The organism is Nocardia sp. NPDC005745 (assembly GCF_040630775.1).
Lineage (GTDB): Bacteria > Actinomycetota > Actinomycetes > Mycobacteriales > Mycobacteriaceae > Nocardia.
This window is the reverse complement of record NZ_JBEXYF010000042.1, coordinates 40439-62520: the sequence shown is the minus strand read 5'-3', so window position 1 is coordinate 62520 and position 22082 is coordinate 40439. Positions and strand designations below refer to the sequence as shown.

Here is a 22082-nt window from a genome sequence, read left to right as displayed (position 1 = left end):
TGAGACATTCTCCACATTGCATCCCGTGACGACACCGCTATCCGTTAACCCAGCAGCTCCCACGGGGAAGCGGGAGTACGGAGCATACGCTCTCTGCATTGCCTCATATGCGCTGCTCCGAAGTGCTTTCCAGTCGATATCCACGGCCGGGGATTTCCTCGTTTCGAGTGGTAGTCAGAGATTTGCTGGAGCGGGCTACTGATCGGTGGCCGAGCGGAGTGTCCCGCCTTTGTCCCGTTTCAGTCCGGCGTCGCTCAGCTCGCGGGTCACTTCTTCGCTGTCGTGCCACAGCCGGGCATACCGCTCCAGGGTGTACTTGCTGCTCTCGTGACCCATGCGCGACATCACAAGCTTCGGGGATGCGCCGCCCTCGATCAACACCGACGCGTAGTAGTGGCGCAGCAGGTAGAACCGCAGCTTCGGCAGCCCCGCGGCTTCCCGGACCCGCCGCCAGTGATCCGCCCACGTCGAGCGATGCCACTCCTTACCGTCGCGGAACCGGAAGATCACCTCATCGGGATCGGCGGGATTGGCTTCGAGGTGTCGCCCGATCGCCTCCTCGACTTCGTCACCGATGGGTATGCGCCGACGGGACGCCTTCGACTTGGGCGGCCCGTACTCCACCTCCGCGGATTTGAGGCGGCGCTGCTCCACCACATGGATCTGGCGGGCCCGGAGATTTCGCGGACGCAGCCCGAGGAGCTCACCGGGACGCAGTCCCGTCCCCGCGGTGACGATGATCTGCTCCCGCAACAGGGCGTGCCGGTCGCCGGCTACGTCGTAGAGGTGCCAAACCTGCTCCGGGGTGGGCAGCTCCTCGGGGTCGATCGGCTCGATCTCCACGGCGCCCTGCGGGGCGTGGACCTTGCGCATGGGGTTGCGGGGGATGATCTGCTCGTCGTGGGCCGCGGCGAAGATCATCGCGATCACCGTGCGGCGGGTTGCCATGGTGCTGGCCATGAGTGGTTTGTCTGCCCATTTGCGGGTGACGAGCTTGTTCATCCACTCGCCCATTCGGAGCCTGTCGACCGAGAGGATCGGATCGTCGCCGAGGCCGGAGGCTTTGATGTCGAGCTCGATGACGGCGCGGTAGGCGCGGCGGGTCTCGTCGCTGATGCCGGTGTAGGAGTCCAGCCACGCGTCCGCCCATTCGGCGACTGTCCATTCACGATCGCGGGGGTCGATATAGGTCGAGGTTCGTACGGCTTCGCGTTGTTGTTGGAGCCAATACGCGGCGGTCCCCGGTTCGTTGGTACGGCCGTGCCGTTTGAACGATTTGGATTCTTCCTTTCCGCCGGGCGGCGTGAATCGCGCGACGTAGGTTACGGTCACCTTTCCTGTCGTCGCGGATTTGCGTTGCTTCTTCTGAATCCAGCCGTCGCCTTTGCTCATACGGCGTCCTGAATCGCGCACAAGGCACGGACGAGATTCACCACGGCGGCGACACACTGGTCCGACAGCTCCGCGGCGCGGTCGGGGATCAGCATCACCAGCCGCGACCGCGTCCCCGTCTTCAACCCGAGGCTGGCGCCGGCGGCCAGCAGCACAGTCTCCTCGGTGACGTCGAGGGCGGTAGCGATGGCGGTCATGGATGCCGGGTTGGGGAAAGTATTGAGGGGGCCTGTAGCAATCTGTCGCCATCTTTCTGCCCCTAACATCCCCCCTCCGTCGTGTTCCAGTTGCGCATACGAGCGGTCCCCCTTGGCGGCCCGGATGAGCTCTCCGAGTTCCATGTGTCCCCAACCTTTCCCCGCGAAGTGTGCCCTTGCCTACCACGTTGTTTCGCGCCTCTGCGGTGGTTTACCAGCGGTACGGCGGCCGTGTTGGATTATGGCTGATTTACGTTCGCCTACCAACAGTTTCCGAACCCCCAACCAACAGTTGACTTTTCAGCTATAACTGTGGGTGAATTGCCCGAAGTTATCTATAGCGATCTTTAACGGCAAGGGGGCTGTGTGCACCATGAGGCTGAAGTCGTCGGATACCTTGCGAGCGTTGATGCACCAATCTGGTCTGTCGACCAGAGGTCTCGCCGCGCAGGTGGGGTGTGATCACTCGTTCATCGATCACCTACTAGCGGGCCGAAGGCTAGGGGCTGGGCATGAGCTAGCGTCCGAAATATCCCGGGCGGTCGGTGCGCCCGAGGATTTGCTGTGGGACGGGGACTCGGCGTGAGCGAGTCAACATGGCTTACGTGCGCGGAGGTTGCGCAGCGGTGGCGGATGACGCCGCGGGAGATTCAGCGGATGGTCAAGGGTGGCGAGCTGGCGCACATGCGCCTGGGACGGCGGATTCGGATCAGCGCGGACGCGGTGACGGACTACGAGCGCGCCCATACGCGGCGGCGCCGAAGCCGGCCGGTGGCGCTGTAGCCTTCCCGCATGGGGATGACCGAGGAACAGCAGGCGATTCTCACGCGACTGGAGCGCGTGGTGGCCGAGATGGAGGAGGCCACCGCCAGGCTCAGGGAGCAGCGCGACGAAATTGTGCTGAACGCGGTCGAGGCCAAGATCCCCCGGAAGGTGATCGCGGAGAAGGCGCATCTGTCGGAGCCGATGATCTACAAGATCAGGCAGCAGGAGCTGGAGAAGAGGGAGACGGAGAAAGGCGGGTAACTGGGACTTGCCTCTCAGCTATAATCCATTATAGTAGTGGATGGTCACCGGACACCACTCCGATGACCCCCACATAACCAATTTGTCACGCGGAACGACTTGGGATCTACCGCGCTGACCGTATGCCAGGCTAGCCGATCTGCCTACCACGGAGCAACACCACCTCCGCTGGTGGGAACAATCGTCGGTTGGATTCTGCCTACCGTCGGTAGCGGTGCGACCTCTTATCCCGTGCGCAGGGAAAGGGAATCGACTGTGTATCTGACGAACACCAAAGCCGCCGAAATGATCGGCATTCATCCTGTCACGCTCGCCCGGTGGCGCTGCGAAGGCCGCGGCCCGCGTTACGAGAAGCTGACCGCGAGCCGGTTCGGTCGCATCCGGTACAAGGACACGGACGTTCACGCGTGGATGCGTCAGCAGCGCCGCAACCCGGAGGCCAACACCGAGGCGGCCAGCGCATGACCGGCGCAGTGATCCCCGCCGAAGACATCAACACCGTCATCGCACGCACCGCCGTGCTCGCCGCGCTGTTGAAGCGCATCAAGAAGGATCACGACCTGGCTCGAAACGAGCTGCGGCAGCGCATGTCTCGCGGAATGAAGCTCACCGGCCTGGACCCCCGCACGGACGATTCGCTCGGCACGGCCACGATGAGCGACCCGAAACAGGTCGCCAACGTCACCGACCCGACAGCGTTCGATGACTGGATCAGGACCACCTACCCCGACAGGTTGACCGAGCGAACTGTGTTCGGCCGCACCGACGAGATCGCGGCCGTGCTCAAGGAGCACGCCCCTCACCTGCTGCTCAGGGACACGCAAGTCATCTCGTCAGCCTTGCGGGACGAAGCGCTCAAGGTCGCGGCCACCACGGACGTGCCCGGCACCAAGCGGTCCCGGCCCGACCCGACACTGACCGTGCGCGAGACCTCCGCCGCGCACAGATTGGTGCGAGACCTGCTTGCCGGTAACCCGGTCCCGGTGGAGCTGACCAGCGCCCCGAAGGCGTTGGAGGCTCGCGCCGATGGGTGATGCGAAACCGACTGTGTTCGAGGCGTTCTCGGCGGTCATGGGTGAGGTCCAGGCCATCGGGAAGAACGATCGGAACAAGGAGCAGGGATTCAATTTCCGGGGCATCGACGCGACGATGAACGAGGTCGGCCCGGCGCTGCGTGAGCACGGGGTGGTGATCATCCCGACCGCCGAGGAGATCCGCACCGAGTGGTACAAAGCCAAATCCGGTGCGCAGATGCACGGGGTCATCGTGCGGATGCGGTACACCGTGTACGGCCCGGCCGGGGACTCGTTCTCGGGCGTCACCTACGGGCAAGCCTCCGACACCGGCGACAAGGCGGTAGCCAAGGCGGAGGCCGTGGCCTACCGAATCTTCCTGCTCCAGGGTCTCACCGTCCCCACGGGTGAGCCGGACCCCGACAGTTCCAGCCATGAGCGAGCCGGGTTCAGTCAGGAAGCGCAGGACGCACGCGACGACCTCGAGCGGTTGTGCGCAGAACTCGGCATCCCCCCGCGCAAGGCCATACGGGATTTCTCCCACGCGAACAACGGCCTGCACATCGACCACGCCACCGACCCCGCCCCTATCCGGGCGCTGGCCGAACGGTACCGCGCTGAGCACGCGACACAGGTACCCGGCGAGGGCCGAGAGCCCGCATACGACGTAGCGGGCAGAGGCGAGGACTAGGCCGTGAACGAGAGCCTGTGCCGCCACATCGTCACCGAGCGATGCGGCGGCCAGTGCGAACGCTGCCGGGCGCCGGGGGTCACGATGCACCACCGGTGGAAGCGCGGCCAGGGCGGCCCGTGGACCCCGTCCAACGTGATCGCGTTGTGCGGCAGCGGGACAACCGGCTGCCACGGCTGGGTGGAGCACAACCCGGCAGCCGCGCACGAGTCCGGCTTGTGGCTGTTCAACGGCGAGCACGACACGCAGAGGCAGCGCGTGTGGTTGCGGTCCCCGTGGACGCTGCTGGACCGGTGGGTGTGGCTGGACGACATCGGCGGTCTCGCAGAGACCGCGCCGGTGCGCGCCGAATCCCCTACTTCCCCTTGACCAATGAGTGCGGGGCCGGTGCTGAACCCACCTGCCCCGCCATCCCATCAACCCCTACAGGGTTGGAAAGAGCGTAACAGGATGCGATACGACGACCACCAGCGCAGGATGCGCTACGAGGACCATCTGGGGTTGGTCACCCCCCAGGCCGTGCGAGACGGGATCACACGGGAGAAGCGGCCGTTCGTGCAGATCCCGAAATGGGTGCTGCACGCCGACATTTCCGCGAACGCCTATCGCGTGTACAGCGTCCTCACCGATCACGCCGACAACGTGAGCCGGTTCGGGTTCCCCACCAAAAAGGAGATCGCGAAGGTGGCGCGCATGTCGATCAGCGCGTTGGACCGCGCGCTGGTGGAGCTGAAGCGGATCGGCGCGGTGTACACGTTCGAGCGCTGGCGTGGCACCGATCCGGCCACGGGCGCGAATTCGTGGAGTGTGCGCCGCGACGACGATCACTTCCAGCGTGATTCGAACGGGTATGTGGTGATGTGGAACCCGCCTCACCCTGTGGATAACGCTGCGGATGATCTTGGGGACAACCGGGTTCCGGTTGGGGATGTGACGACACCCCACCCCAGGAGCGGTGAGTCGCTCCCCTCCGCTGGCGGGGTGTCCCCCCACACCGCTAGTGGGGTGGGTAACTATATCTATAAGGAACTAGACCCAAACCAACTAGAGAGAGAGGGCCACCGGCCCCTCCCCAACGCGACACCCCCGGCCGGGGATATCCCAATGCGCGCTCGCCGCGCCTCCCGGCTCCCCGAGGACTGGGAGCCTTCTCCTGGCGCTCTCGACTGGGCGCGGAAGTTCGACGGCTCCGGTCTGGACATTGCCCACGAGACTGAGAAGTTCGTTAATCACTGGCTGTCCAAAGACGGCAAGGACGCCGAGAAGCGCGAGTGGGATCGCGCGTGGCGGTACTGGATTCTGCGTGGCTACGAGCACCACACGAAGCTCATTCACCAGCGGCTCACCCGCACCGAGCGGTTCTTGGTCACCTCCGAGCTGGGCAAGGACATCCCCAACGCACAGGTGCTGCGTGACCACGGCATCGACCCGACCCCGTGGTTCAACGGCGACGGATCGATGCGTGTCCCGGTGAAGAGCGCGCCATGACGATGACCGACGACCAGGTGCGTGACCTGTTGGTGGTGATCGTTGGCTACGACCGGCGCGCATCCCTGGACGCCGCCACCGTCACCGCGTGGACCGAAGCCGCGCGCCGCGCAGGATGGCGTCACGCCGAGGCTGTGGAGGCCGTACGCGCGCATTACGACCAGTCCCGGGATGTTCTGCTGCCCGCGATGGTCACCGAGCGCATAAGGGCCACCAGGCGGCTGCCGCCGCTGCCGGGAAGCGGCAAGCAGGTGCTGTCCCCGAAGTCCGACCCGAACTGCAAGCTGTGCGACGAATACGGCTACGTCATCGACCCCGACGACAAGTACGGGTGGGCGATCGTCTGCCAGCACGACCCCCACCAGCTGCTGCCGCAGAAACCGGCCAGCGTCCACGAGGCCGCGCGAATCCTGCGCGAGGGCCGCGCCCGCGCGGAATCCGGCCAGTACTCCCGGATCACCGACTACCCCGACCACACGCAACCCCGGAGGTGAGCCCATGTCCGTCGTGCCCCTACACCAGCCACGCTGGGACCCCGACGAACATCTGATCGACGCGGCCATAGCCGGACGCGTCCAGGGCGGGCACCTGCCCGCCTCGGACCGTGCGTGGCTGGTCGCGCAACTCACCCACCGCGGCTACACCAACGAGGTCATCGCCGCGTGGCTGCACTGCTCGAGGCGCACCGTCCAGAACGCCCGCAGCGAACCGGTCGCCGTGCTCACCGCCCGGCTCCTCGCCGCCGAGGCCGCGGCCGCGAAGGCGACCAGCCGCGCCAAGGCCGCGACCATCACCCCGGCCGCGCTCGCCCAGCTGCTCGCCGACCTCGACCACCTGAAGACCGTGCGCGGCAACCTGATCGACCAACTCGCCGAGGCCCGCCGCCGCTGCGGCGAACCGTGCCCCGACCAGATCATCGTGATCCAACCGCCGCGCCGGCGGTCTCCGCGTTCGATGCGGGTGGAGCTGACGTTGCCGCTGTTCCAGATCGGAGCCGCTGAATGAGCGCCGGAGACATACCCGTGCACACGCGTATGCGGCGACCAAACCGGAAGGTCGCCGAGTACGAACGCGCCACGCTGTACCGCGGCCTGCCCGGCCGCGTCCCGTCCGGGCCGCCGCTGGACCACGTACGGAACCTGCATGGGATGGGATTGCCGCTGCGATCGATAGCCCGCGACGCCGGAGTGTCGGACGCGATGATTCGCAAGTCGCTGCTCAACCCGCGCCCGACGATGCAGTTTCGGCACGCCCAGGCTCTGCGGTCTGTCTCCCACCGACCCAACGAGCGCCAGGAGGTCGTCCTCGCGATCGGAGCCGTGCGGCGCCTGCAAGCCCTGCGCACGATCGCGTGGTCCTGCGATGCAATCGAAATCGAGACCGGCCTGCGTGACGACTACATCAACCAGCTGACCAACCGCCCACCCACCTTGCTGCCCTACACGATGTGGAAGCTGTTCTACCAGCTGTACGAGCGGCTGTCCGGAACACCGGGCGGCAGCACACGGGGCCGGACCTACGCCAGCCGGTACGGCTGGGGGGCACCGTTGGACTGGGAAGGTCTCGATATCGATGACCCTCGTGTGATGTGGCAACCGGCGATTGATCCGCCGCCTCCACCTCCGCCGACGTTGCGGGAGCTTTCCGCCCTGCGCCGCGTGGAGGTCGCCGAACTCACCGGGAAGGGACTGACGGCGGCGGAGATCGCTGAGCGGATCGGGATCAGTGAACGGCAGGTGGTGAGACTGCGCAGCTAGACAGGGTAATAGCTGTTTGACCATACACGCGAATGTGGGTACTGTTTGGTTTGTTCGACGGATAAGCCGTCACCCGAATGGGAGGATGCCCACGTGGATCGATTAGACGACTGGACAGCCGTAGATGTACGTCTCGTCACCAACGGAGAAGGCCAGCTCGCTCTAGTCGATATGCACGGTTACGTGCTGGTACAACCGGTAAACGTTGCCGATCCCGACGGATTCGCCCGTGTATACGAATGGCTGCGCGGCTACCTGCTCGACGCGTGAATCGGACATTCACCACCCGACCATCAACGCCGAAATTGACTCTCACGACGTGATTGACTGCACACGTACGAGGGTGTAGATTCACATTTGTTCGACGGATTGAGCCGTCACTAACCGGAAAGAGCCGGATGTCTGACGAAACCCCGCGCGACCCCGCGACAGCACCCGTGCGCGACGAGCAGTCCGCCACGCCCGCCGAGCCGATCCGCGCGCCGCTTCCCTACCAGTGCCCCGGCGGGATCGCCTGCTGGTGCTACGACTCAGGAGCCGACCAATGACCCAATGGCAGGCGTGCGATAGCTGCGGCGACTTTCATCCCACCGACCAACCCTCCGCGACGCTGCTGCTCCAGTACGCCAAGCAGAATCAGCACGGCGGGAAGCTCTCCCCGACCGACGCCGAAGCCCTGCGGCTCGTCGCGAAATGCGTACACGCCCAGCTGTACTCGGCGACCGTCGACGTCCGCAACCTCCAACTCGAGGTCCGCGACCTCCGGATCGAACTTCAACAAGAGCGCGACCGCGCGCGCGTCCAGCGTCCCGCCGGGGCCGTCACCGACAGCGGCACCCACTACGCGGTGTGCAAACGCAACGGCGAATGCATCGAGTCGCCCTCGCTGGACGTCGCGGTCCAGCGGTTCGACAACATGCAGGCGCAAGCCGAAGACCTCGGTTTCGAGTCCTCGGGAGCGGATGTCATCAGGCGAGAGTGGTCCCTCTACGCCACCGACTGGGCAAAGGTGCCAGACGACGAGATCGCCGATGTCCGCGCCGTACTCGAACAGCTCAGCGGCCCCGGCCCCCAACCCGAGTTCTGATGCGCGCGCGACGTGCCCTCCGCTGGTGGTTCTGCGAGAACTGCAACGGGCAAGGCGATCTCGTCGGCTGCTACCTCTGCGGAGGCGGCGGCGAGTTCACCACGGCCGACGACTGACCATGCCCATCCGCCCAGAGAACCGCGACCGCTACCCGCCCGACTGGCCGGAGATCTCCCAACGGATCCGGTTCGGCCGGGCGGGTGGCCGCTGCGAATGCCTCGGCGAATGCGGCCGTCCCCCAGACCATCTCGACGCCGACGGCCGCTGCCGCAACCGGCACAACGCACCGGCCCATGGCACCGGCTCCACCGTGGTGCTGACCACCGCGCACCTGGACCACACGCCCGAGCACTGCGCAGACGACAACCTCCGCGCGATGTGCCAGGGCTGCCACCTCCACTACGACCGCGACCACCACGCCCACACCGCGGCGGCCACCCGTCGCGCCGCACTCGAAAGGCTCATGAACCCCCTGTTCAACCTCGACACCGGACTGTCCGATGACCCAACGCCATGAACTCGCTGGCGCTCGCCGCCTCGTCCCGGGCGTACACATCGCCGCCTGCACATGCGGATTCGAGACACCCGGATTGCCGAAGCGCATCAGGGCAGTCCGCTACCTCGAACGCCACATCAAGGCCAAGAGCAAACCACCACCACCCCGATGCCCCACCCCGAACAAAACCAAGTTCCGCGACCAGCAACGCGCTGAGCAAGTCCTCACCGGCGTCTGGAAGCGAGGCCGCCCCGGCAGCCGGTTACCCGCCCGCTCCTACCTGTGCGTGTGCGGCTACTGGCATCTCACCAAGGAGAGAGAACGAAAGTGACCGACCACCCGCCCCTGGTGTTCCTCGACACCGAGACCGACGGCATCCACCCCGGCCGGAAGGTCTGGGAAGTCGCCATGATCCGCCGCGACCCCACCGACCGCGCAGGCGAGCAGCAGACCCAGTTCTTCGTGGACATCGACTTGAGCACCGCCGACCCGTACGGCCTGAAGGTCGGCGGCTTCTACGACCGCCACCCCCTCGGCAAACAACTGTCCGCGGCCTACCCCAACGACAACGCCACAAGCGGCGCATGGGAGGACGCGGACTGGCGAGCCCGCGGGGTCCTGTCACGCGGTGAGGCAGCTATGCGCGTCGCCCGCTGGACCCACGGTGCACACATCGTCGGCGCCGTACCGAACTTCGACACCGAGACCTTGGCACCCATGCTCCGCGAAGCCGGACTGGCCCCCGCCTGGCACTACCACCTGATCGACGTCGAAACGTTGGCGATCGGCTGGCTGTCCGGACCCATTACCGGTGTCCCAGCGCAGGGCGAGCGGCTCACCGAAATCCTCACCCTCCCCTGGAAGTCCGACGACCTGTCCCGCGCCTGCGGTGTCGAACCGCCCAGCGAGGAGCAGCGGCACACCGCCCTCGGTGACGCCCGATGGGCCATGCGCCTCTACGACGCGATCACCGGCGGCGCAGCGAAATGAGCGCTGACGCGTTCGAGCCGTCCGCCGCTGCCCGCACCGTCGGCCGGACCTGCCGGGACTTCTTTATGGGCCTGGTCAAGGAGGGATTCACCGAGGCCCAAGCGCTGCACATCGTCGGAGTAATGCTCTCGGCGTCCATCCAGGGCGATAACCCGTAACCCCCACAGGAAGGCATCCCCTTGTCCGACAACACCGACGAGACCGAGGACGAGAAGTTCGTCCGCCCGTTCGCCGACTTCCTCACCGAGCTGCGCCGCGGCGCAGTCCACGACGAAGCCAGCCAAGCCCTCCACGACCTGATCGCCGCCGTGGAGGAGACCCGCAAGGCCGGCCGGTTGACCATCACGTTCGACGTCAGCATCCAGAAGGGCACGGACATGCTGGCGATCAAGGACTCCGTGGCCACCAAAGCACCGCGCCTGGACCGCCCCACCTCCTTGTGGTTCGTGGACCGCCACGGCAACGCCACCCGCCGCGACCCAACGCAGATGGAGATCCCCGGGATGCGGGTCGTCCCCTCCTCCGATACCCGAAAGGCCAACAACGCATGAACCTCGAACCCGTCGAACTGTCCGCAACCGGCGATGCCGCGGCCATCGCCGAGATCGCCCGCGAATCCGAGCGGTTCGGACAGAAGATCGTGCCCGAGCCCGATGCCCTCCACGTCAACATCGTCCGCAGCGGCGAGCAGCTGGACGTCCGCTCTCACGAGGCGTACCTGTACGAGCCGTCCCGGCGGCGCGGCCACAGCACCGTGACCGAACCCGGCAGCTTCACCACTCTTCTCGGCCAGGACGACCATCACGGCGCGACGATCTTCGCCGACGAGACCACCAACCGGCTCACCGCGGTCATCAACTTCGACGGCTGGCGCGACCACCGAATCACCCTGCAACTCACCCACTCTGACCAGTTCCTGCGGTGGAGTCAGCGTTCCGGGAAGTTCTACAACCAGGTGGATTTCGCCGAGCTGCTGGAGGACTTCGCCGCCGACATCCACGACCCCACGGCCGCGGACATGATCGAGCTGGCGCAGTCGTTCCAGGCCGCACGCCAGGTCAGTTTCGAGTCGTCGTCGCGCCTGTCCAACGGCGCGGTGTCCTTCCGCTACCGGGAGGACATCGACGCCAAGGCCGGGAACGCGGGACAGCTCGAGGTGCCGGAGACGTTCGTTCTCCAGATCCCGATCCTGCGCGGCGGCGACCACGTCCAGGTGATCGCGAAGCTGCGGTACCGCATCGAGCACAACAGCCTGAAGCTCGGCTTCCGCGTGCCCGGCCTGGACGACCTGCGGTTGCAGGCGTTCGCCACCGCCACCAGCGACGTCATCACCGAACTCGACACAGCGCACGGGCACACCGTGGTCTACGGCCCCGCCCCCGCCCCGATCGATCCCCTTCCCTGACCCGCACGCGGGCGAGCCGACCGCGGCTCGCCCGCACCGAAGGAGCACCCAGTGCCCGAGCCGTTCGTGCTCACCACCCCCTCCGGCCTAATCACGGTCACCGTCCAGCCGTGGACGGCGGAGCAGCGCGCCACTGCCGTCCACGAGATTCGGCAGATCGTGGACTCCCTCACCGCCGCGTTCCTCCGGCCCACCGACGACGTCGTATGCGCCCGCTCAAACGGTCCGCTCACACCCCGCGACGAGCACGAGGTGGCGCGGTTCCGTGAGTTCCTGACGCAGGCGCCGAAGGTAGGCCAGGACACCGCGTACGAGCAGGTGTACGGCACCGCCAAGGTCACCGGCGGCACGTTCACCCTCCACATCGGCGGGCTGGTCTCCCCTGCCCTGCCGTACGACGCCACCGGCGAGCAGTACAACGCGGCACGGGACGAACTTCTCGAACGCGCCGAGCGCGCACGGCAGGAGAAGACCCATGGCTGACGAGAAACCCGAACTGAACGAAGCCCTGAAGGGATTCAGCGAATCACTCGCCAAATCCGTCGAGTCTCTTGCCCGCGTTGGGCAGCTCTGGCGCGCCCAGGGCGCGTTCGGCTGGATGCTCCGCGGCGACATCGAGCAGGCCCGCACGACCCTGGAGAGCCTTCCGGCTGACCGGCTTCCGGAGATCGCCATCGCCGCAACCACGCTGGCGTCCCTCGCCGAGGAGATCGCCGCCCGCACCCCACCGAAATAGCTTCCCGCTCCACCCCAACCCATCCGAAGGAGACACCACATCATGACCTTCGCCCAGCTCCTGCACCTGCTGGACCTCACCCCCGAACAGTGGGTGCAGCTGTTCCTGCACCACCCGATCCGCACCCTCGAGCAGCCGACCACGGCGTTCATGGCCCCGCTCGGCCGGTGGTACTGGTGACCATCACCGCCACCCCACCACCGGCCACCGGCGAAACACCCACCCGGGACACGGTCCGCCACTGGTTGCAGGTCATCGGCTACATCCTGGTCATCGTCGGCGGCGTGGCCATCGGGTTGCCGCTCGCGGTCCTGCTGATGTGGAACCTCACCCTGCTACTCGGCTCGGTCGCCGCGGCCGGGGCCGGCATCGTGCTCGGCGCCGCCCTCCTGGCCGGTGTCGTCTGGTACGCCCTGCGTGGCTGACCAAGCCACCCCCGGCCCGCCACCACCCCGACTGCCCGGCGAGTTCGTCGTCCGCCTGGTGGAGGCATACCAGCGGCATTACCAGCATCTGCCCCTCCTCCACGCGGACGACGTGCTCCCCCTCCTCCGCGGTGACGACCGCGAATACGCCGCCGCTGAAGCCCTGCTCAACGCTGACCGCGTCTACTACCCCGAAGGACCATCCGCGTGACGCTCCCAGATCCCGAGGTGATCGAGGTACCGGCCCGCTGCCCCGAGTGCAGCCTGTACGTCGACGCCCCTCATGCCTCCTCACGCAATCTGTGCTCGACGTGCCGGTCAGACGAGATGCCGCGCCCCGATGTCGCGGGCGCTGTGTTTCGGGCGGGACCACCACCCGTGACCGCGCCGACGCACCCCGGCGTCGAATTCACCGCCACCGAACGCGCCCTACTGCGCCGCATTCCCCAGCACATCGGGCACTGCATCTCCAGCCCAGAGCACGGCATCGCATACCTGCGTGACGGCCACCTGGGCGGCGGTGGCGGCGAATTCACTACCGCTGGGGCCGTGCTGCTGCACTACCAGTGCACCCGCACCGCCATAGAAGGCCAGTGGCACGACTGGATCCCGGTCGCCTGGGCCGGACCCGACGATATCCGGCCAACTGGTACGCCGATCATGTTCCGCGAAGGCGCGCTGCTGCGTGAAGCCCGCGTCAGCTACACGCGGCTGCACCGCTGGTGCGAATCGCTGCCCGCCGACGTACGAGCCCAAGCGACGGTGCGGTGGCGCACCTACCCGACCAACTCCCGCGACATCGGCGCCCTGGTCCGACTCACGTTGCAGCAGTTGGCCGACCCCGCACCCGCCACCGAACTCACCCTCTTCAACCTCCAGGAGCCCGCCACATGATCCCCCGCATGCTCATCGCACTCGCCGTCGGTGTCGCCACTTCGTTGCTGATCTCGTGGCCGTGGTGGCTCCTGACTGTGCTACCGATCGCCGTGCTGATCTCCGTAATCCCTATTCCCGCACGGGCGTCCCGCACCAGCGACAAAGCCCCCTGCCAATCGCTGATGAAAGACCTCGGCCACCTGGCCGGTGAGCACCGATTCCTGCGCCACACAACCGCCGAGGGCGACGTCTGCTACTGCGGGTGGCGCGACCAGAACGAACCTCACTGCTACCACCAGGCGCAGATGCTGCTCGGCGAGTTCGACATCCGCCGCAAAGAGGAGGCTGACCGATGATTTCCCTGTGGTGGTCGTTCACCCTGACCACGATCGGCGTCGTCGGCCTGGTCCTGGTGTATCGCTCCCAATCCCTGATCGGCCCCGGCATCGGCCTGGCCGTGCAGGGCCTGTGGATCGCCTACGCCATCGCGACCCGGCAGTGGTGGTTCCTGCTATCCGCGTTCACCTACGGCGGCGCGAACGTCTACGGCATCGCCAAGCGCCGCGCGGCGGTCCGGGCTCAGGGCGAGACCACACCGGCCCCCATTGCCTGGCTTATCGCCCGCGAGTGGCGTGATGGACTAGCCCGGATCGCCGCCAATCCATGCTCCAACTGCTCCGGCGTGTATACATGCCGCGACATCCACCGCGCGGATCAAACGCATTGGTGCAGCGGCTGCATCGCCCGTGACGCCCTGAACTCCCCGATCCCCTCGTGGTCACCCGAGACGGCCGCCGAGATGGGCGCAGCTATCGAGCGGGACGAGTTCAACCGCTTCTGGAACGCCGTCGCCTCCGCGCTGACCACGTTCTGTGTACGCAACGGCTACAGGCGGCCCTACTTCTCCGAACGCAACCGCACCGCGGCCCAAGCCTGGCGCGCCCTGCACCCCGACAGCACCCTCGGCGCGGCCACCCTCACTCCCACACGCGAGGAGTCCGACCGTGGCTGACTGGATAGACCACCTCGTGAACTGGCAGATCCAGCAGGGCATACGCCGCGGCGAATACCAGCCCCAGCAGAAACCGCCAGCGGTCCGCAGCGTCTCCTACTCGGTGCTCGCCGGTATCCGCCGCCTCACGAGAGGCCGCACCCGATGACCACCCCATCCACGCCCGTGGAGATCACCATCTACGGCCAGCCTGGTTGCCAGCAGTGCCGCATGACCACCCGCCACCTCGACCGGCTTCGTGTCGAGTACACCTACCGCGACGTTACAAAAGACCAGGATGCACGCGACATCGTGACCATGCTCGGCTACCTGACGCTGCCGGTCGTCGTCGCCGGTGACGTGCACTGGTCCGGATTCCGGGACGAGCGACTCGACCGGCTCGCCGAGATTTACGCCGCCGCACCCGATATCGCTCCCCTCGAATCGGCGGCCGTGGCCACGCTCACCGAGGCCGACGATGCCTGAACGCATCCAACTCAAACGCGCCGCAGGATGGTGCAAACCACCCGGCGCAGTGGTCGTCGCCCGACCGTCGAAGTGGGGCAACCCCTGTCGCTGGCAGCCGGGCCCGATCACGGACCCCGCCACCGGCGAGGTCACCGAATGCACCCCGGCCGATGCTCGCCGCATCGCGGTCGACGGATTCCGGAACATGCTTGCCGACCCGGAAGCACGCGCCATCAACCGCTACCCATCCGATGAGGAGATCCGCGCCGAGCTGCGCGGCAAAGACCTCTGCTGCTGGTGCCCCCTCGAGGACGAGGACGGCAACCGTGTCCCCTGCCACGCCGACGTGCTACTCCAGCTCGCGGCCGGGGAGGAAATCTGACATGCCGCCTCGTCTAGAACTTGCCGCACAGACTTTCGGCGACCTCACAGTCCTTGAGCGCTCGCACCAAGACAAGTTCCGTGCATGGGTGTGGCTGTGTTCATGCAGATGTGGGCGACACGTCCGCGTTCGTGGCGCTACTCTGACCGCTGGTCGCACGTCCGCGTGCGCGTCGTGCGCAGTAAGCCGCGCACAAACGACACACGGCGGAACCGCGTCCCCGCTCTATCAGCGCTGGCGGGCAATGCTCGGCCGCTGCGAGAACCCCAACCACCGGGGATGGGAGAACTACGGCGGGCGCGGAATAGCCGTCTGCTCACGGTGGCACTCGTTCGAACAATTCGCTGCCGACATGGCCAGCGGATTCGCGCCTGAGCTTGAACTCGATCGCATTGATCCAGACGGCCACTACAGCCCAGACAACTGCCGCTGGGCCACCCGGACAGAGCAGCAGAACAACCGCCGCAACAACCACCGCGTCGAATTCTGTGGACAAACGCGGACTGTCAAGGAATGGGCCGCTCTGCTCGGGCTCAAGGCCAACACTCTGCTGTATCGCCTACGTCGCGGATGGCCCATTGAGCGCGCGCTCACTGAAGGTGCCCGGCCCGACGTCCTGCTCCAGCTCGCGAACCCCGAAGGATAGTCATGACCCTCATCCGCATCTACGTCCGGTCCAACGGCGCCGAACTCGACGTGCGCGAGGAAGAGACCGTGTCGCTGCAATCCGAGCCCGAGACCGCCCGTCTCGCGCGGATGATGCGCACCGTCCTCGGCAAGGTCGAACGCGCACTCGGATTCGAAACGCGCGACGGAACACCAGGAATCACCGTGCACCGCGTGCCCGCCGATCTGCTCAGCAAAATCCAGAGTGTCGACCTCTCTGCACTCACCATCACGCCCGAACCCGCGCCCGCCCAGGTGCCGGAACTTCCCGCCCCTACCGGACGCCGTCCCAACGGCGCACCCTTCTGGCGCGTCCTGTCTCGCGCGATTCCCGAATACGCGTCAGTGGGTATCGGTGATCCCGACGCCGAAGGCAACCCCCGAATCAGCATCGCAGTCGAACCTGGCGATTGGTCCCGCGATGACGCACGCTGCATCGCTCACGCGATCCTCGCCGCGACCGACTGGAAAGAGGACAACCCCGATGCGTAAGTGGTTGGCGGGCTGGGCTGGTCAGCTCTCCGCCTGGTTCGGGCGCCTGGCTGACCGGCTGTGGCCGCCCTACCCGCGCCGAATCCGCGACCAGGAGAGCCGCCCATGACGCACTGGCACAACGCAGAGCACTGGACCCACCTCCGGCCTCCACGCCGCAACGTCAAGCCCACACCGAACCAGCGCGCCATCCTCCGGCTGCTCTCCGACGGGAACCCCCGCACCGGCCGCGAAGTGAAGACCGCGACCAGGCAAGACAACGTGGCCGTACGCAACCGGCTGAAGGCGATGGCCATGCGCGGCTGGCTGTTCGCCGACACACCACCACCGAAGGGCCACATCACCTACCGCATCACCGGCGCCGGCCGGACCGCCCTGACGAAGGTGGGCGGCGACTGATGGTTTTGCCAGGTGTCCGCATCTACGACGAGATCTGCACCATCGAGGGATGCGACCTACCGCACCGATCCCGCGGCTGGTGCAGCAAGCACTACGCCCGCTGGTATCGAACCGGTGACCCGCTCACCGTCCGTCCCTCATCCCCACCGCCACCACCCAAACGCGGCCCCCGGAAACCCCGGGTGCCGTGCTCGGTAGACGGATGCGATCGGGTCGCGGTCTCACGCGGCTGGTGCACAAGGCACTACCAGCACTGGTACGCCTACGGCGACCCCGTGAAACCCGCACCACGCAAACCCCCCACCCCGCAGACTCACTGCAAGTACGAACACCCGCTGTCGGGCGACAACATCCGGGTTCACAAGCGGCCCGACGGAACGTCTCACCGGATCTGCCGCGCATGCGAGAGCAGAAGGTCGAAGGAGTACTACCAGTCTCGGCGCCAGCTCCGTGAGGCCCGCCGCCGCTGCACCCCTGACTCGTAGCTTCCGGACATGGGCAGCAACACCAACGAACTCACCTGTACCACGTGCGGGAAACCAGCATTCCCCGACCACCCCGACAGTCACCCTTTCACCTTCGCCATGGCCGAACCCGTCACAACGGACCAGACCGACATGCAGCAGGCGGTCCGCGACGCCTTCGAGGCGGGATACCTCGCAGCCGAACAGTGGTGGGCGGACGCGCACCCGTGCTGCCACGAGAGCGACCAGGCGGAGCGAGACAACGCATTCACCACCTGGCGCACAAAGGACCGCTGACATGAGCACTACACCCCGCGCAGCTACCGACTGCCCGGACTGCCGAGACTTGATCGACAAGTACGGGGCGCCGGACCGCTCATGCGACACCCACTGGCAGGAAGACCACCCCGGCAGCACACGCACGTCCATCACCTTCACAGACGTCAACGTCAACCACGACACCTTCGAACTCCTCACCGGTGTGCGCGACTTCTCTGCGTATAGAGGGGGTGCGGGGTGACGACTCCGAAGGATCCGAAGGCGACGCGGCCGCGGCGGGGGAAGGCGCGGGCGACTCCGGATGAGATGGCGCGGCAGCAGCGGTGCGCGGATCTGGCGGTGCAGGGGCTCACCTATGCGGAGATCGCTGTGGAGGAGGGGTACGCCAGCGAGTCGGGGGCGCGGGCGGCGGTGCACGCGGTGTTCCGGCGTGCCGCGACGGACGCGGCGGATGTGCTGCGGCCGAAGATCGAGGCCCGTGCGGAACTGTTGTGGACCGCTGGGCTGCAGGTGATGCGGGACGGCCGGGACGAGGGTGACCTGGACAAGTTCAAAGCGGGTGCGACGGTGGCGGATAGGGCGCTGGCCCGCCTGATGCGCTTGTACGGGCTGGATCAGCCGGTGGTGGAGGTGAACGTCGGCGGTGAGTCTCTCGACTCGTTGAAGGCGCAGTTCATGCGGATGCTCGACGGTGACGTGGTGGACGCGGAGCTGGTGAGTGCCGGCGACCCGGCTGTTCGCGAGATCCCTGGGGAGTGAGTGCCGGTGCCTACCTATGGGAGTCGCGGTGACCTGGGGAGAGTCTCCGGAAAATCGGTCCGAGACTCCCGGGGTGCCTACCGGATGCAGGGGCGGCGGCCGATCCCGCAGCGGTATCGGGTGCGGCCGGGCGACACGGTGGCGTTGATGGAGTGCCGGAACCCCCAGTGCCGGGCGCCGTTCGATCCGCGGTTCGAGGTGCCGCGTGACCGGTTGTGTGTGGAGTGCCGTAAGGCGCAGCGGGAGGCGACACCGGTCCTGCCTGGCCTGGAGTCGCTGGAATGATCCCATTGACGGCACACGCCTATGTGTGTACTGTTGAGCGTGTTCGACGGAATTGGCCGTCATCTCACCGGAAGGAGCCGGATGTGAATCCCGTATTGCACCGGATCACCGACAGCATCTACTTCGACGAGGCCCTCGTGTTGCTCACGTTCGGCGCGACGTACGCGATCGGGGCGTGGTTGGTATGACCCTCCCCCGCGACCGCAACGGCAACATCATCCCCGCCGACGACTGGGAAAAGATCTGCGCCGCCCTGTTCAACGGCGCATCCCCCCAGCGGGCCACCCAGATCATGGTGACCGCCGAGATCAACATGCGCCAGCGCCAGGCGCGGGAAGCGCAGCAGCCCGAGCAGCCCGGCGGCGCACTCCGGGACGAAGCCGAGGACCGGCGCATCAACGCCGTTGTCGACAAGTTCAGGAGCGAAGCCCAGCAGCGCCGCATCGAAGCGGCCCGCGCGGGACGCAGGAAGGTGCTCGCCCGCAAGCGAAGCGCCTAACCCCGACCCCCGGCCGCGTTCCTCGAACCAGCGCGGCCGGGCCGGTCGTCGCCCCGATTACCCCCTGCGTCGGCGACGACCACCCCTCCAGCGACGGCCCCCGAACCACGGCGCGGAGGGAAACACCGCCAAAACACCCACTACCGAAGGAATCCACCGTGATCGCTACCCGACCGCCGCAGACCGGTGGACGCCACCGCGCCCCCGAACCGCCCCGCCCCCGGCACGCCGTCCTGGTCATGTTCCTGTGGGTCGTGGTCGTGGCCGGGTGCAGCCTCGCGCTGGTCCTGCTCTGACACCGGAAGGGACACGCACCATGGAACATGCTGATATCGAGCGGATAGCCGCGGATGTTGTATGCGCCCACCTCACAGAGGAAATCGAGTACGGCGCCGTCTACGAACGTGACGATTGCTACGACATCCCCGAGAGCGACTTGAAGGCCATCCACCGCCGAGCTGGCGAACTGCTGCGCATGGTGGCCGACCAGTTCACCGCGCCAGCTCCAGAGCCCGACCATCTCAGCGCCGATGCCCTGCTCGAGGACGGCGCGACGATCACGCTGGAGTACTGGCCCGGCGAGGCTGGGCAGATGAGCGAGAACGGTGACGTGATCGAGCCGCCGCACGACGGATGGTTCCTCGCCGTAGCCAAGAACAGCGAGGACGGCGAGGACACCGAGATCGGGCACGGCGCGGGCGATTCCGCTGCCGATGCGCTCCGGCGACTGCGTCAGCCGCGGCCGGCCCCGACCCTGGGCCGGTTCGATGACGATCCGCCGTTCTGACAAACTCTAGACAGTACACACATGAGCGTGTATTGTTAAAAGAGTTCGAGGGACAAGCCCTCACAGACCGGATGGAGCCGGACATGGACATCTCTCTCGCCACCGCCCTCAACGCCTTGACCCGCGCTGCCGCGCAGTGGCGGCAGGGGTACGAGGACGGCCACCACAACGGCGGCCACTCCGACGCGGTCGAGCAGGCGTACGAGACCGCGTACGTGGCGGGCGCGACCCAGGCCCAGGCCGATGAGGCGTACCAGCTCGGCGTGGACTGGGGCGCGCTCGCGGCGTAGCCGCTACGGCGGGCCGGGGAGTTGCACCCCGGCCCGCTACATGTTGTCTCGAACCGACCGGTTGACGAGACACACATAGGCGTGTATTGTTTGAGTCATCGGAAGGAAAGCCTTCCCCAACCCGGAGGAGCCGGACATGAGCACCAAGGACCCCCGCCACACCACCACCGCCGACGAGATCGCCACCGTCCGCGCGGCGCTCGGCGTGGACGACGCGAGCATCCGCATCGAGATCTCCCGCACCGGCTGGGACCACGCCACCTGCGAGGTCACCGGCACCCCCGCCGCCGTCGACATCCAGTTCACCGACCGCGCGGACGGCCTCACCTCGATCATGGTCGCCGCGTCCGAGGTCGCCGAGCAGGTCGAGGCCCTCACCTACCGCGACGACGTCGACCTGAGCGAGGGCATCACCCTCGACGTGTCGTACTGGTGGCTCCGCTACGCCGTGGCCGTCCCGGCGGCGGCCTGACCCCCATCCACCAGCCGCCAGGCTCCCCACGGGGCCTGGTGGCTTCCGCCTATCCACGGAGCCCCACATGCCCAACCACCCACCCACCGCCCCGCCCCTGACCGATGCCGAGATAGCGGACCTGATCCAGCACTGGAACGACGGCGGGAGCGTCAACGCCTACCAGCCCGAGATTCACGCGATGGCCGCCGAGCTGCTCGAGCTACGCGCCCGCACCTCCCGGCTGGGGGAATTGCTGCGAACCATCTGGAAACGACGACGGCAATGGCAAACCGACTACGTCGACCTGATATCGGCCCGTGCCCGTATCGCCGAGCTGGAGGGCGAGCGGGACGAGCTCCGGGCCGATGCCGATCGGGCACATGGCAATGCGGGAGCGCTGCACGCACGTGTGATGGAACTTCGGGCGCAAGTGACCGCCCGTGACGCCCGCATCGCCGAGTTGGAGGCTGCGCAGCGTCCCCCACTCGGGTACGTCGTCGGCTGGCAGCACGAGGGCCGGACTCTTCTCGCGTTCGATGAGCTGGAGGTCGGCATCCTTGGTGACCGTGCCCGCGCGTACACCGACCCAGGTGAGGCGCACGAGTTCCTCGCCGAGGTCGCGCCCGAGGACCCTCGTACGCGGTTCTGCGTCTACGAGCTGCGAGAGGCGACTCCGTGAGCGGCTACCCAGAACCCGAGCGCTGCCCCCGCTGCGGTCAGCAGCTGATCGACGGCTGGCATCTGACCCCCTTCCAGCAGGACGCCGACGCCCTCACCAAGACCTGCCCCGCCGACACCGAGAGAGCCACCCCGTGACCATCACACGCCACTCCCTCACCCCATTGCTGCACCGCACCCCATGCCACCATTGGGGCCACCACCCCCCACCAGCGGAGGGGGTACCGGCAGAAGGGGACCACGTGGCCTACGAATACGGCCGCGGCGCCGAGATGCTTCTCGCGCGCCGCTACCTGGGATTGGAACGCGGCGAAATGGCGACTGTGCTGCGCGTACGCGAACAGTCCTACCAGCGGTGGGAGAACGGGCGCGACGCCATCCCCGACGGCGCATGGAAAGACGTAGACGCGTTGTACGCGCGATTCGACCAGCAAGTGGAAGCCCTCATCGCGGCAGTGCCCCCCACTGGTGAGGACCCCCACCCCGTGCGCGTGTGGAGGGGCCGCTCCCCCGAACAACCGTTCCCCGGCCTATGGCAGCGCATCGTGGGTGAGGCCCGCCGGCGCGAACCCCGCATCACCCCGGTCTACCCGGACGACGACGAGTGATC

Annotated in this window: 48 protein-coding genes and 1 pseudogene; 46 read left to right on the top strand and 3 right to left on the bottom strand. The window is 66.9% G+C overall.

The features are described from left to right. The 3 genes and pseudogenes from ABZ420_RS31760 to ABZ420_RS31750 form a co-directional block, all read right to left on the bottom strand. Positions 1 to 99, bottom strand: a pseudogene (locus ABZ420_RS31760) (cytidine deaminase); the annotation flags it as partial. Positions 100 to 195: 96 nt separating this feature from the next. Then, positions 196 to 1392, bottom strand: coding sequence for a site-specific integrase (locus ABZ420_RS31755; RefSeq protein WP_357130627.1), 1197 nt, complete (start codon positions 1390 to 1392; stop codon positions 196 to 198). After that, positions 1389 to 1589 (bottom strand): hypothetical protein, encoded by a 201-nt coding sequence (locus ABZ420_RS31750; RefSeq protein WP_357130624.1) that lies wholly within the window; start codon positions 1587 to 1589, stop codon positions 1389 to 1391. Before ABZ420_RS31750 ends, ABZ420_RS31755 begins: the two co-directional genes overlap by 4 nt. Before the next feature lie 373 nt (positions 1590 to 1962). On the opposite strand from ABZ420_RS31750, the gene ABZ420_RS31745 reads away from it, so the two are divergent. The 46 genes from ABZ420_RS31745 (at position 1963) to ABZ420_RS31520 (ending at position 22080) form a co-directional block, all read left to right on the top strand. Beyond that, on the top strand, positions 1963 to 2175 hold the full coding sequence (locus ABZ420_RS31745) for a helix-turn-helix transcriptional regulator (protein WP_357130621.1): 213 nt from the start codon (positions 1963 to 1965) through the stop codon (positions 2173 to 2175). After that, positions 2154 to 2372: a helix-turn-helix domain-containing protein gene (locus tag ABZ420_RS31740; RefSeq protein WP_357130617.1), complete on the top strand. Its 219-nt coding sequence runs from the start codon at positions 2154 to 2156 to the stop codon at positions 2370 to 2372. The genes ABZ420_RS31745 and ABZ420_RS31740 overlap by 22 nt, the downstream gene beginning before the upstream one ends. 9 nt (positions 2373 to 2381) lie before the next feature. Continuing rightward, a complete protein-coding gene (locus tag ABZ420_RS31735) occupies positions 2382 to 2615 on the top strand; it encodes a hypothetical protein (protein ID WP_357130615.1) in 234 nt (77 codons plus the stop codon). Positions 2616 to 2870: 255 nt separating this feature from the next. Continuing rightward, a complete protein-coding gene (locus ABZ420_RS31730) occupies positions 2871 to 3080 on the top strand; it encodes a helix-turn-helix domain-containing protein (protein WP_357130612.1) in 210 nt (69 codons plus the stop codon). After that, the gene (locus ABZ420_RS31725; RefSeq protein WP_357130609.1) at positions 3077 to 3649 is read left to right on the top strand and encodes a hypothetical protein; all 573 of its coding nucleotides are present in this window, start codon (positions 3077 to 3079) and stop codon (positions 3647 to 3649) included. The genes ABZ420_RS31730 and ABZ420_RS31725 overlap by 4 nt, the downstream gene beginning before the upstream one ends. Next, on the top strand, positions 3642 to 4319 hold the full coding sequence (locus ABZ420_RS31720; protein WP_357130606.1) for an ERF family protein: 678 nt from the start codon (positions 3642 to 3644) through the stop codon (positions 4317 to 4319). The genes ABZ420_RS31725 and ABZ420_RS31720 overlap by 8 nt, the downstream gene beginning before the upstream one ends. Positions 4320 to 4322: 3 nt before the next feature. After that, positions 4323 to 4688: an HNH endonuclease gene (locus tag ABZ420_RS31715; RefSeq protein WP_357130603.1), complete on the top strand. Its 366-nt coding sequence runs from the start codon at positions 4323 to 4325 to the stop codon at positions 4686 to 4688. An 81-nt stretch (positions 4689 to 4769) separates the two neighbouring features. Then, complete coding sequence (locus tag ABZ420_RS31710) at positions 4770 to 5807, top strand: hypothetical protein (RefSeq protein ID WP_357130600.1); 1038 nt, start codon at positions 4770 to 4772, stop codon at positions 5805 to 5807. Continuing rightward, positions 5804 to 6301 (top strand): hypothetical protein, encoded by a 498-nt coding sequence (locus ABZ420_RS31705; protein ID WP_357130597.1) that lies wholly within the window; start codon positions 5804 to 5806, stop codon positions 6299 to 6301. Before ABZ420_RS31710 ends, ABZ420_RS31705 begins: the two co-directional genes overlap by 4 nt. Positions 6302 to 6305: 4 nt before the next feature. Then, positions 6306 to 6812: a hypothetical protein gene (locus ABZ420_RS31700; protein WP_357130594.1), complete on the top strand. Its 507-nt coding sequence runs from the start codon at positions 6306 to 6308 to the stop codon at positions 6810 to 6812. Then, positions 6809 to 7564 carry a hypothetical protein gene (locus tag ABZ420_RS31695; protein WP_357130591.1) on the top strand — a complete coding sequence of 252 codons (756 nt, stop codon included), beginning with the start codon at positions 6809 to 6811 and terminating at the stop codon, positions 7562 to 7564. The genes ABZ420_RS31700 and ABZ420_RS31695 overlap by 4 nt, the downstream gene beginning before the upstream one ends. Positions 7565 to 7657: 93 nt before the next feature. Further along, entirely contained in the window at positions 7658 to 7834 is a 177-nt protein-coding gene (locus tag ABZ420_RS31690) for a hypothetical protein (protein WP_357130588.1), read from the top strand. A gap of 128 nt (positions 7835 to 7962) precedes the next feature. Next, positions 7963 to 8112: a hypothetical protein gene (locus ABZ420_RS31685; protein WP_357130585.1), complete on the top strand. Its 150-nt coding sequence runs from the start codon at positions 7963 to 7965 to the stop codon at positions 8110 to 8112. Further along, positions 8109 to 8651, top strand: a complete 543-nt coding sequence (locus ABZ420_RS31680) for a hypothetical protein (protein ID WP_357130582.1) — start codon at positions 8109 to 8111, stop codon at positions 8649 to 8651. The genes ABZ420_RS31685 and ABZ420_RS31680 overlap by 4 nt, the downstream gene beginning before the upstream one ends. 118 nt (positions 8652 to 8769) lie before the next feature. Beyond that, entirely contained in the window at positions 8770 to 9168 is a 399-nt protein-coding gene (locus ABZ420_RS31675) for a hypothetical protein (protein ID WP_357130579.1), read from the top strand. Then, complete coding sequence (locus ABZ420_RS31670) at positions 9152 to 9478, top strand: hypothetical protein (protein WP_357130576.1); 327 nt, start codon at positions 9152 to 9154, stop codon at positions 9476 to 9478. The genes ABZ420_RS31675 and ABZ420_RS31670 overlap by 17 nt, the downstream gene beginning before the upstream one ends. Then, complete coding sequence (locus ABZ420_RS31665) at positions 9475 to 10137, top strand: hypothetical protein (protein WP_357130573.1); 663 nt, start codon at positions 9475 to 9477, stop codon at positions 10135 to 10137. Before ABZ420_RS31670 ends, ABZ420_RS31665 begins: the two co-directional genes overlap by 4 nt. Beyond that, the gene (locus tag ABZ420_RS31660; RefSeq protein ID WP_357130570.1) at positions 10134 to 10295 is read left to right on the top strand and encodes a hypothetical protein; all 162 of its coding nucleotides are present in this window, start codon (positions 10134 to 10136) and stop codon (positions 10293 to 10295) included. The genes ABZ420_RS31665 and ABZ420_RS31660 overlap by 4 nt, the downstream gene beginning before the upstream one ends. 21 nt (positions 10296 to 10316) lie before the next feature. Then, positions 10317 to 10688, top strand: coding sequence for a hypothetical protein (locus ABZ420_RS31655; RefSeq protein ID WP_357130568.1), 372 nt, complete (start codon positions 10317 to 10319; stop codon positions 10686 to 10688). Then, a complete protein-coding gene (locus ABZ420_RS31650; protein WP_357130565.1) occupies positions 10685 to 11542 on the top strand; it encodes a DUF2303 family protein in 858 nt (285 codons plus the stop codon). The genes ABZ420_RS31655 and ABZ420_RS31650 overlap by 4 nt, the downstream gene beginning before the upstream one ends. Positions 11543 to 11593: 51 nt before the next feature. After that, positions 11594 to 12025: a hypothetical protein gene (locus ABZ420_RS31645; protein WP_357130562.1), complete on the top strand. Its 432-nt coding sequence runs from the start codon at positions 11594 to 11596 to the stop codon at positions 12023 to 12025. Continuing rightward, positions 12018 to 12278, top strand: coding sequence for a hypothetical protein (locus ABZ420_RS31640; protein WP_357130559.1), 261 nt, complete (start codon positions 12018 to 12020; stop codon positions 12276 to 12278). Before ABZ420_RS31645 ends, ABZ420_RS31640 begins: the two co-directional genes overlap by 8 nt. A gap of 42 nt (positions 12279 to 12320) precedes the next feature. Then, positions 12321 to 12458, top strand: coding sequence for a hypothetical protein (locus tag ABZ420_RS31635; protein ID WP_357130556.1), 138 nt, complete (start codon positions 12321 to 12323; stop codon positions 12456 to 12458). Next, positions 12455 to 12703 carry a hypothetical protein gene (locus tag ABZ420_RS31630; RefSeq protein ID WP_357130552.1) on the top strand — a complete coding sequence of 83 codons (249 nt, stop codon included), beginning with the start codon at positions 12455 to 12457 and terminating at the stop codon, positions 12701 to 12703. Before ABZ420_RS31635 ends, ABZ420_RS31630 begins: the two co-directional genes overlap by 4 nt. Continuing rightward, positions 12696 to 12914, top strand: a complete 219-nt coding sequence (locus ABZ420_RS31625) for a hypothetical protein (protein ID WP_357130549.1) — start codon at positions 12696 to 12698, stop codon at positions 12912 to 12914. The genes ABZ420_RS31630 and ABZ420_RS31625 overlap by 8 nt, the downstream gene beginning before the upstream one ends. 167 nt (positions 12915 to 13081) lie before the next feature. Beyond that, entirely contained in the window at positions 13082 to 13597 is a 516-nt protein-coding gene (locus tag ABZ420_RS31620) for a hypothetical protein (protein WP_357130546.1), read from the top strand. 8 nt (positions 13598 to 13605) lie between these two features. After that, complete coding sequence (locus ABZ420_RS31615) at positions 13606 to 13935, top strand: hypothetical protein (protein ID WP_357130543.1); 330 nt, start codon at positions 13606 to 13608, stop codon at positions 13933 to 13935. Continuing rightward, positions 13932 to 14591: a hypothetical protein gene (locus tag ABZ420_RS31610; RefSeq protein WP_357130540.1), complete on the top strand. Its 660-nt coding sequence runs from the start codon at positions 13932 to 13934 to the stop codon at positions 14589 to 14591. Before ABZ420_RS31615 ends, ABZ420_RS31610 begins: the two co-directional genes overlap by 4 nt. Then, positions 14584 to 14739 (top strand): hypothetical protein, encoded by a 156-nt coding sequence (locus tag ABZ420_RS31605; RefSeq protein WP_357130537.1) that lies wholly within the window; start codon positions 14584 to 14586, stop codon positions 14737 to 14739. The genes ABZ420_RS31610 and ABZ420_RS31605 overlap by 8 nt, the downstream gene beginning before the upstream one ends. After that, positions 14736 to 15056 (top strand): glutaredoxin family protein, encoded by a 321-nt coding sequence (locus tag ABZ420_RS31600; RefSeq protein ID WP_357130534.1) that lies wholly within the window; start codon positions 14736 to 14738, stop codon positions 15054 to 15056. Before ABZ420_RS31605 ends, ABZ420_RS31600 begins: the two co-directional genes overlap by 4 nt. After that, on the top strand, positions 15049 to 15420 hold the full coding sequence (locus ABZ420_RS31595) for a DUF4326 domain-containing protein (protein ID WP_357130531.1): 372 nt from the start codon (positions 15049 to 15051) through the stop codon (positions 15418 to 15420). The genes ABZ420_RS31600 and ABZ420_RS31595 overlap by 8 nt, the downstream gene beginning before the upstream one ends. Before the next feature lie 352 nt (positions 15421 to 15772). Then, a complete protein-coding gene (locus ABZ420_RS31590) occupies positions 15773 to 16066 on the top strand; it encodes a hypothetical protein (protein WP_357130528.1) in 294 nt (97 codons plus the stop codon). Between the two features lie 2 nt (positions 16067 to 16068). Next, a complete protein-coding gene (locus ABZ420_RS31585) occupies positions 16069 to 16578 on the top strand; it encodes a hypothetical protein (protein WP_357130525.1) in 510 nt (169 codons plus the stop codon). A 105-nt stretch (positions 16579 to 16683) separates the two neighbouring features. Beyond that, positions 16684 to 16977 (top strand): hypothetical protein, encoded by a 294-nt coding sequence (locus tag ABZ420_RS31580; RefSeq protein ID WP_357130522.1) that lies wholly within the window; start codon positions 16684 to 16686, stop codon positions 16975 to 16977. A gap of 494 nt (positions 16978 to 17471) precedes the next feature. Then, complete coding sequence (locus ABZ420_RS31575) at positions 17472 to 17738, top strand: hypothetical protein (protein ID WP_357130519.1); 267 nt, start codon at positions 17472 to 17474, stop codon at positions 17736 to 17738. Position 17739: 1 nt separating this feature from the next. Next, complete coding sequence (locus tag ABZ420_RS31570; RefSeq protein WP_357130517.1) at positions 17740 to 17961, top strand: hypothetical protein; 222 nt, start codon at positions 17740 to 17742, stop codon at positions 17959 to 17961. Further along, complete coding sequence (locus tag ABZ420_RS31565) at positions 17958 to 18479, top strand: hypothetical protein (RefSeq protein ID WP_357130514.1); 522 nt, start codon at positions 17958 to 17960, stop codon at positions 18477 to 18479. Before ABZ420_RS31570 ends, ABZ420_RS31565 begins: the two co-directional genes overlap by 4 nt. Before the next feature lie 84 nt (positions 18480 to 18563). Continuing rightward, positions 18564 to 18764 (top strand): hypothetical protein, encoded by a 201-nt coding sequence (locus ABZ420_RS31560; RefSeq protein WP_357130511.1) that lies wholly within the window; start codon positions 18564 to 18566, stop codon positions 18762 to 18764. A 184-nt stretch (positions 18765 to 18948) separates the two neighbouring features. Continuing rightward, on the top strand, positions 18949 to 19263 hold the full coding sequence (locus tag ABZ420_RS31555) for a hypothetical protein (protein ID WP_357130508.1): 315 nt from the start codon (positions 18949 to 18951) through the stop codon (positions 19261 to 19263). A 158-nt stretch (positions 19264 to 19421) separates the two neighbouring features. Beyond that, a complete protein-coding gene (locus tag ABZ420_RS31550) occupies positions 19422 to 19559 on the top strand; it encodes a hypothetical protein (protein ID WP_357130505.1) in 138 nt (45 codons plus the stop codon). Between the two features lie 20 nt (positions 19560 to 19579). Next, positions 19580 to 20050 (top strand): hypothetical protein, encoded by a 471-nt coding sequence (locus tag ABZ420_RS31545; RefSeq protein WP_357130502.1) that lies wholly within the window; start codon positions 19580 to 19582, stop codon positions 20048 to 20050. An 83-nt stretch (positions 20051 to 20133) separates the two neighbouring features. After that, the gene (locus ABZ420_RS31540; protein ID WP_357130499.1) at positions 20134 to 20340 is read left to right on the top strand and encodes a hypothetical protein; all 207 of its coding nucleotides are present in this window, start codon (positions 20134 to 20136) and stop codon (positions 20338 to 20340) included. A gap of 136 nt (positions 20341 to 20476) precedes the next feature. Next, entirely contained in the window at positions 20477 to 20812 is a 336-nt protein-coding gene (locus ABZ420_RS31535; protein WP_357130496.1) for a hypothetical protein, read from the top strand. Positions 20813 to 20879: 67 nt separating this feature from the next. Then, positions 20880 to 21473 (top strand): hypothetical protein, encoded by a 594-nt coding sequence (locus tag ABZ420_RS31530; RefSeq protein WP_357130493.1) that lies wholly within the window; start codon positions 20880 to 20882, stop codon positions 21471 to 21473. Beyond that, positions 21470 to 21610, top strand: a complete 141-nt coding sequence (locus ABZ420_RS31525) for a hypothetical protein (RefSeq protein WP_357130490.1) — start codon at positions 21470 to 21472, stop codon at positions 21608 to 21610. The genes ABZ420_RS31530 and ABZ420_RS31525 overlap by 4 nt, the downstream gene beginning before the upstream one ends. A 104-nt stretch (positions 21611 to 21714) precedes the next feature. After that, on the top strand, positions 21715 to 22080 hold the full coding sequence (locus tag ABZ420_RS31520) for a hypothetical protein (RefSeq protein WP_357130488.1): 366 nt from the start codon (positions 21715 to 21717) through the stop codon (positions 22078 to 22080). The last annotated feature ends 2 nt before the right edge of the window (positions 22081 to 22082 follow it).

Excerpts from the sequence above, each read along its gene's own strand:
- ABZ420_RS31670 (WP_357130576.1), top strand. The coding sequence starts at position 9,152 with ATGACCCAACGCCATGAACTCGCTGGCGCTCGCCGCCTCGTCCCGGGC.
- ABZ420_RS31615 (WP_357130543.1), top strand. The coding sequence starts at position 13,606 with ATGCTCATCGCACTCGCCGTCGGTGTCGCCACTTCGTTGCTGATCTCG.
- ABZ420_RS31610 (WP_357130540.1), top strand. The coding sequence starts at position 13,932 with ATGATTTCCCTGTGGTGGTCGTTCACCCTGACCACGATCGGCGTCGTC.
- ABZ420_RS31695 (WP_357130591.1), top strand. The coding sequence starts at position 6,809 with ATGAGCGCCGGAGACATACCCGTGCACACGCGTATGCGGCGACCAAAC.
- ABZ420_RS31725 (WP_357130609.1), top strand. The coding sequence starts at position 3,077 with ATGACCGGCGCAGTGATCCCCGCCGAAGACATCAACACCGTCATCGCA.
- ABZ420_RS31750 (WP_357130624.1), bottom strand. The coding sequence starts at position 1,589 with ATGACCGCCATCGCTACCGCCCTCGACGTCACCGAGGAGACTGTGCTG.
- ABZ420_RS31635 (WP_357130556.1), top strand. The coding sequence starts at position 12,321 with ATGACCTTCGCCCAGCTCCTGCACCTGCTGGACCTCACCCCCGAACAG.
- ABZ420_RS31735 (WP_357130615.1), top strand. The coding sequence starts at position 2,382 with ATGGGGATGACCGAGGAACAGCAGGCGATTCTCACGCGACTGGAGCGC.
- ABZ420_RS31545 (WP_357130502.1), top strand. The coding sequence starts at position 19,580 with ATGGAACATGCTGATATCGAGCGGATAGCCGCGGATGTTGTATGCGCC.
- ABZ420_RS31720 (WP_357130606.1), top strand. The coding sequence starts at position 3,642 with ATGGGTGATGCGAAACCGACTGTGTTCGAGGCGTTCTCGGCGGTCATG.
- ABZ420_RS31705 (WP_357130597.1), top strand. The coding sequence starts at position 5,804 with ATGACGATGACCGACGACCAGGTGCGTGACCTGTTGGTGGTGATCGTT.
- ABZ420_RS31570 (WP_357130517.1), top strand. The coding sequence starts at position 17,740 with ATGAGCACTACACCCCGCGCAGCTACCGACTGCCCGGACTGCCGAGAC.
- ABZ420_RS31590 (WP_357130528.1), top strand. The coding sequence starts at position 15,773 with ATGGCCAGCGGATTCGCGCCTGAGCTTGAACTCGATCGCATTGATCCA.
- ABZ420_RS31535 (WP_357130496.1), top strand. The coding sequence starts at position 20,477 with ATGAGCACCAAGGACCCCCGCCACACCACCACCGCCGACGAGATCGCC.
- ABZ420_RS31540 (WP_357130499.1), top strand. The coding sequence starts at position 20,134 with ATGGACATCTCTCTCGCCACCGCCCTCAACGCCTTGACCCGCGCTGCC.
- ABZ420_RS31595 (WP_357130531.1), top strand. The coding sequence starts at position 15,049 with ATGCCTGAACGCATCCAACTCAAACGCGCCGCAGGATGGTGCAAACCA.
- ABZ420_RS31710 (WP_357130600.1), top strand. The coding sequence starts at position 4,770 with ATGCGATACGACGACCACCAGCGCAGGATGCGCTACGAGGACCATCTG.
- ABZ420_RS31560 (WP_357130511.1), top strand. The coding sequence starts at position 18,564 with ATGCAGGGGCGGCGGCCGATCCCGCAGCGGTATCGGGTGCGGCCGGGC.
- ABZ420_RS31530 (WP_357130493.1), top strand. The coding sequence starts at position 20,880 with ATGCCCAACCACCCACCCACCGCCCCGCCCCTGACCGATGCCGAGATA.
- ABZ420_RS31580 (WP_357130522.1), top strand. The coding sequence starts at position 16,684 with ATGACGCACTGGCACAACGCAGAGCACTGGACCCACCTCCGGCCTCCA.
- ABZ420_RS31555 (WP_357130508.1), top strand. The coding sequence starts at position 18,949 with ATGACCCTCCCCCGCGACCGCAACGGCAACATCATCCCCGCCGACGAC.
- ABZ420_RS31685 (WP_357130585.1), top strand. The coding sequence starts at position 7,963 with ATGTCTGACGAAACCCCGCGCGACCCCGCGACAGCACCCGTGCGCGAC.
- ABZ420_RS31600 (WP_357130534.1), top strand. The coding sequence starts at position 14,736 with ATGACCACCCCATCCACGCCCGTGGAGATCACCATCTACGGCCAGCCT.
- ABZ420_RS31650 (WP_357130565.1), top strand. The coding sequence starts at position 10,685 with ATGAACCTCGAACCCGTCGAACTGTCCGCAACCGGCGATGCCGCGGCC.
- ABZ420_RS31640 (WP_357130559.1), top strand. The coding sequence starts at position 12,018 with ATGGCTGACGAGAAACCCGAACTGAACGAAGCCCTGAAGGGATTCAGC.
- ABZ420_RS31680 (WP_357130582.1), top strand. The coding sequence starts at position 8,109 with ATGACCCAATGGCAGGCGTGCGATAGCTGCGGCGACTTTCATCCCACC.
- ABZ420_RS31745 (WP_357130621.1), top strand. The coding sequence starts at position 1,963 with ATGAGGCTGAAGTCGTCGGATACCTTGCGAGCGTTGATGCACCAATCT.
- ABZ420_RS31585 (WP_357130525.1), top strand. The coding sequence starts at position 16,069 with ATGACCCTCATCCGCATCTACGTCCGGTCCAACGGCGCCGAACTCGAC.
- ABZ420_RS31755 (WP_357130627.1), bottom strand. The coding sequence starts at position 1,392 with ATGAGCAAAGGCGACGGCTGGATTCAGAAGAAGCAACGCAAATCCGCG.
- ABZ420_RS31675 (WP_357130579.1), top strand. The coding sequence starts at position 8,770 with ATGCCCATCCGCCCAGAGAACCGCGACCGCTACCCGCCCGACTGGCCG.
- ABZ420_RS31575 (WP_357130519.1), top strand. The coding sequence starts at position 17,472 with ATGGGCAGCAACACCAACGAACTCACCTGTACCACGTGCGGGAAACCA.
- ABZ420_RS31660 (WP_357130570.1), top strand. The coding sequence starts at position 10,134 with ATGAGCGCTGACGCGTTCGAGCCGTCCGCCGCTGCCCGCACCGTCGGC.
- ABZ420_RS31700 (WP_357130594.1), top strand. The coding sequence starts at position 6,306 with ATGTCCGTCGTGCCCCTACACCAGCCACGCTGGGACCCCGACGAACAT.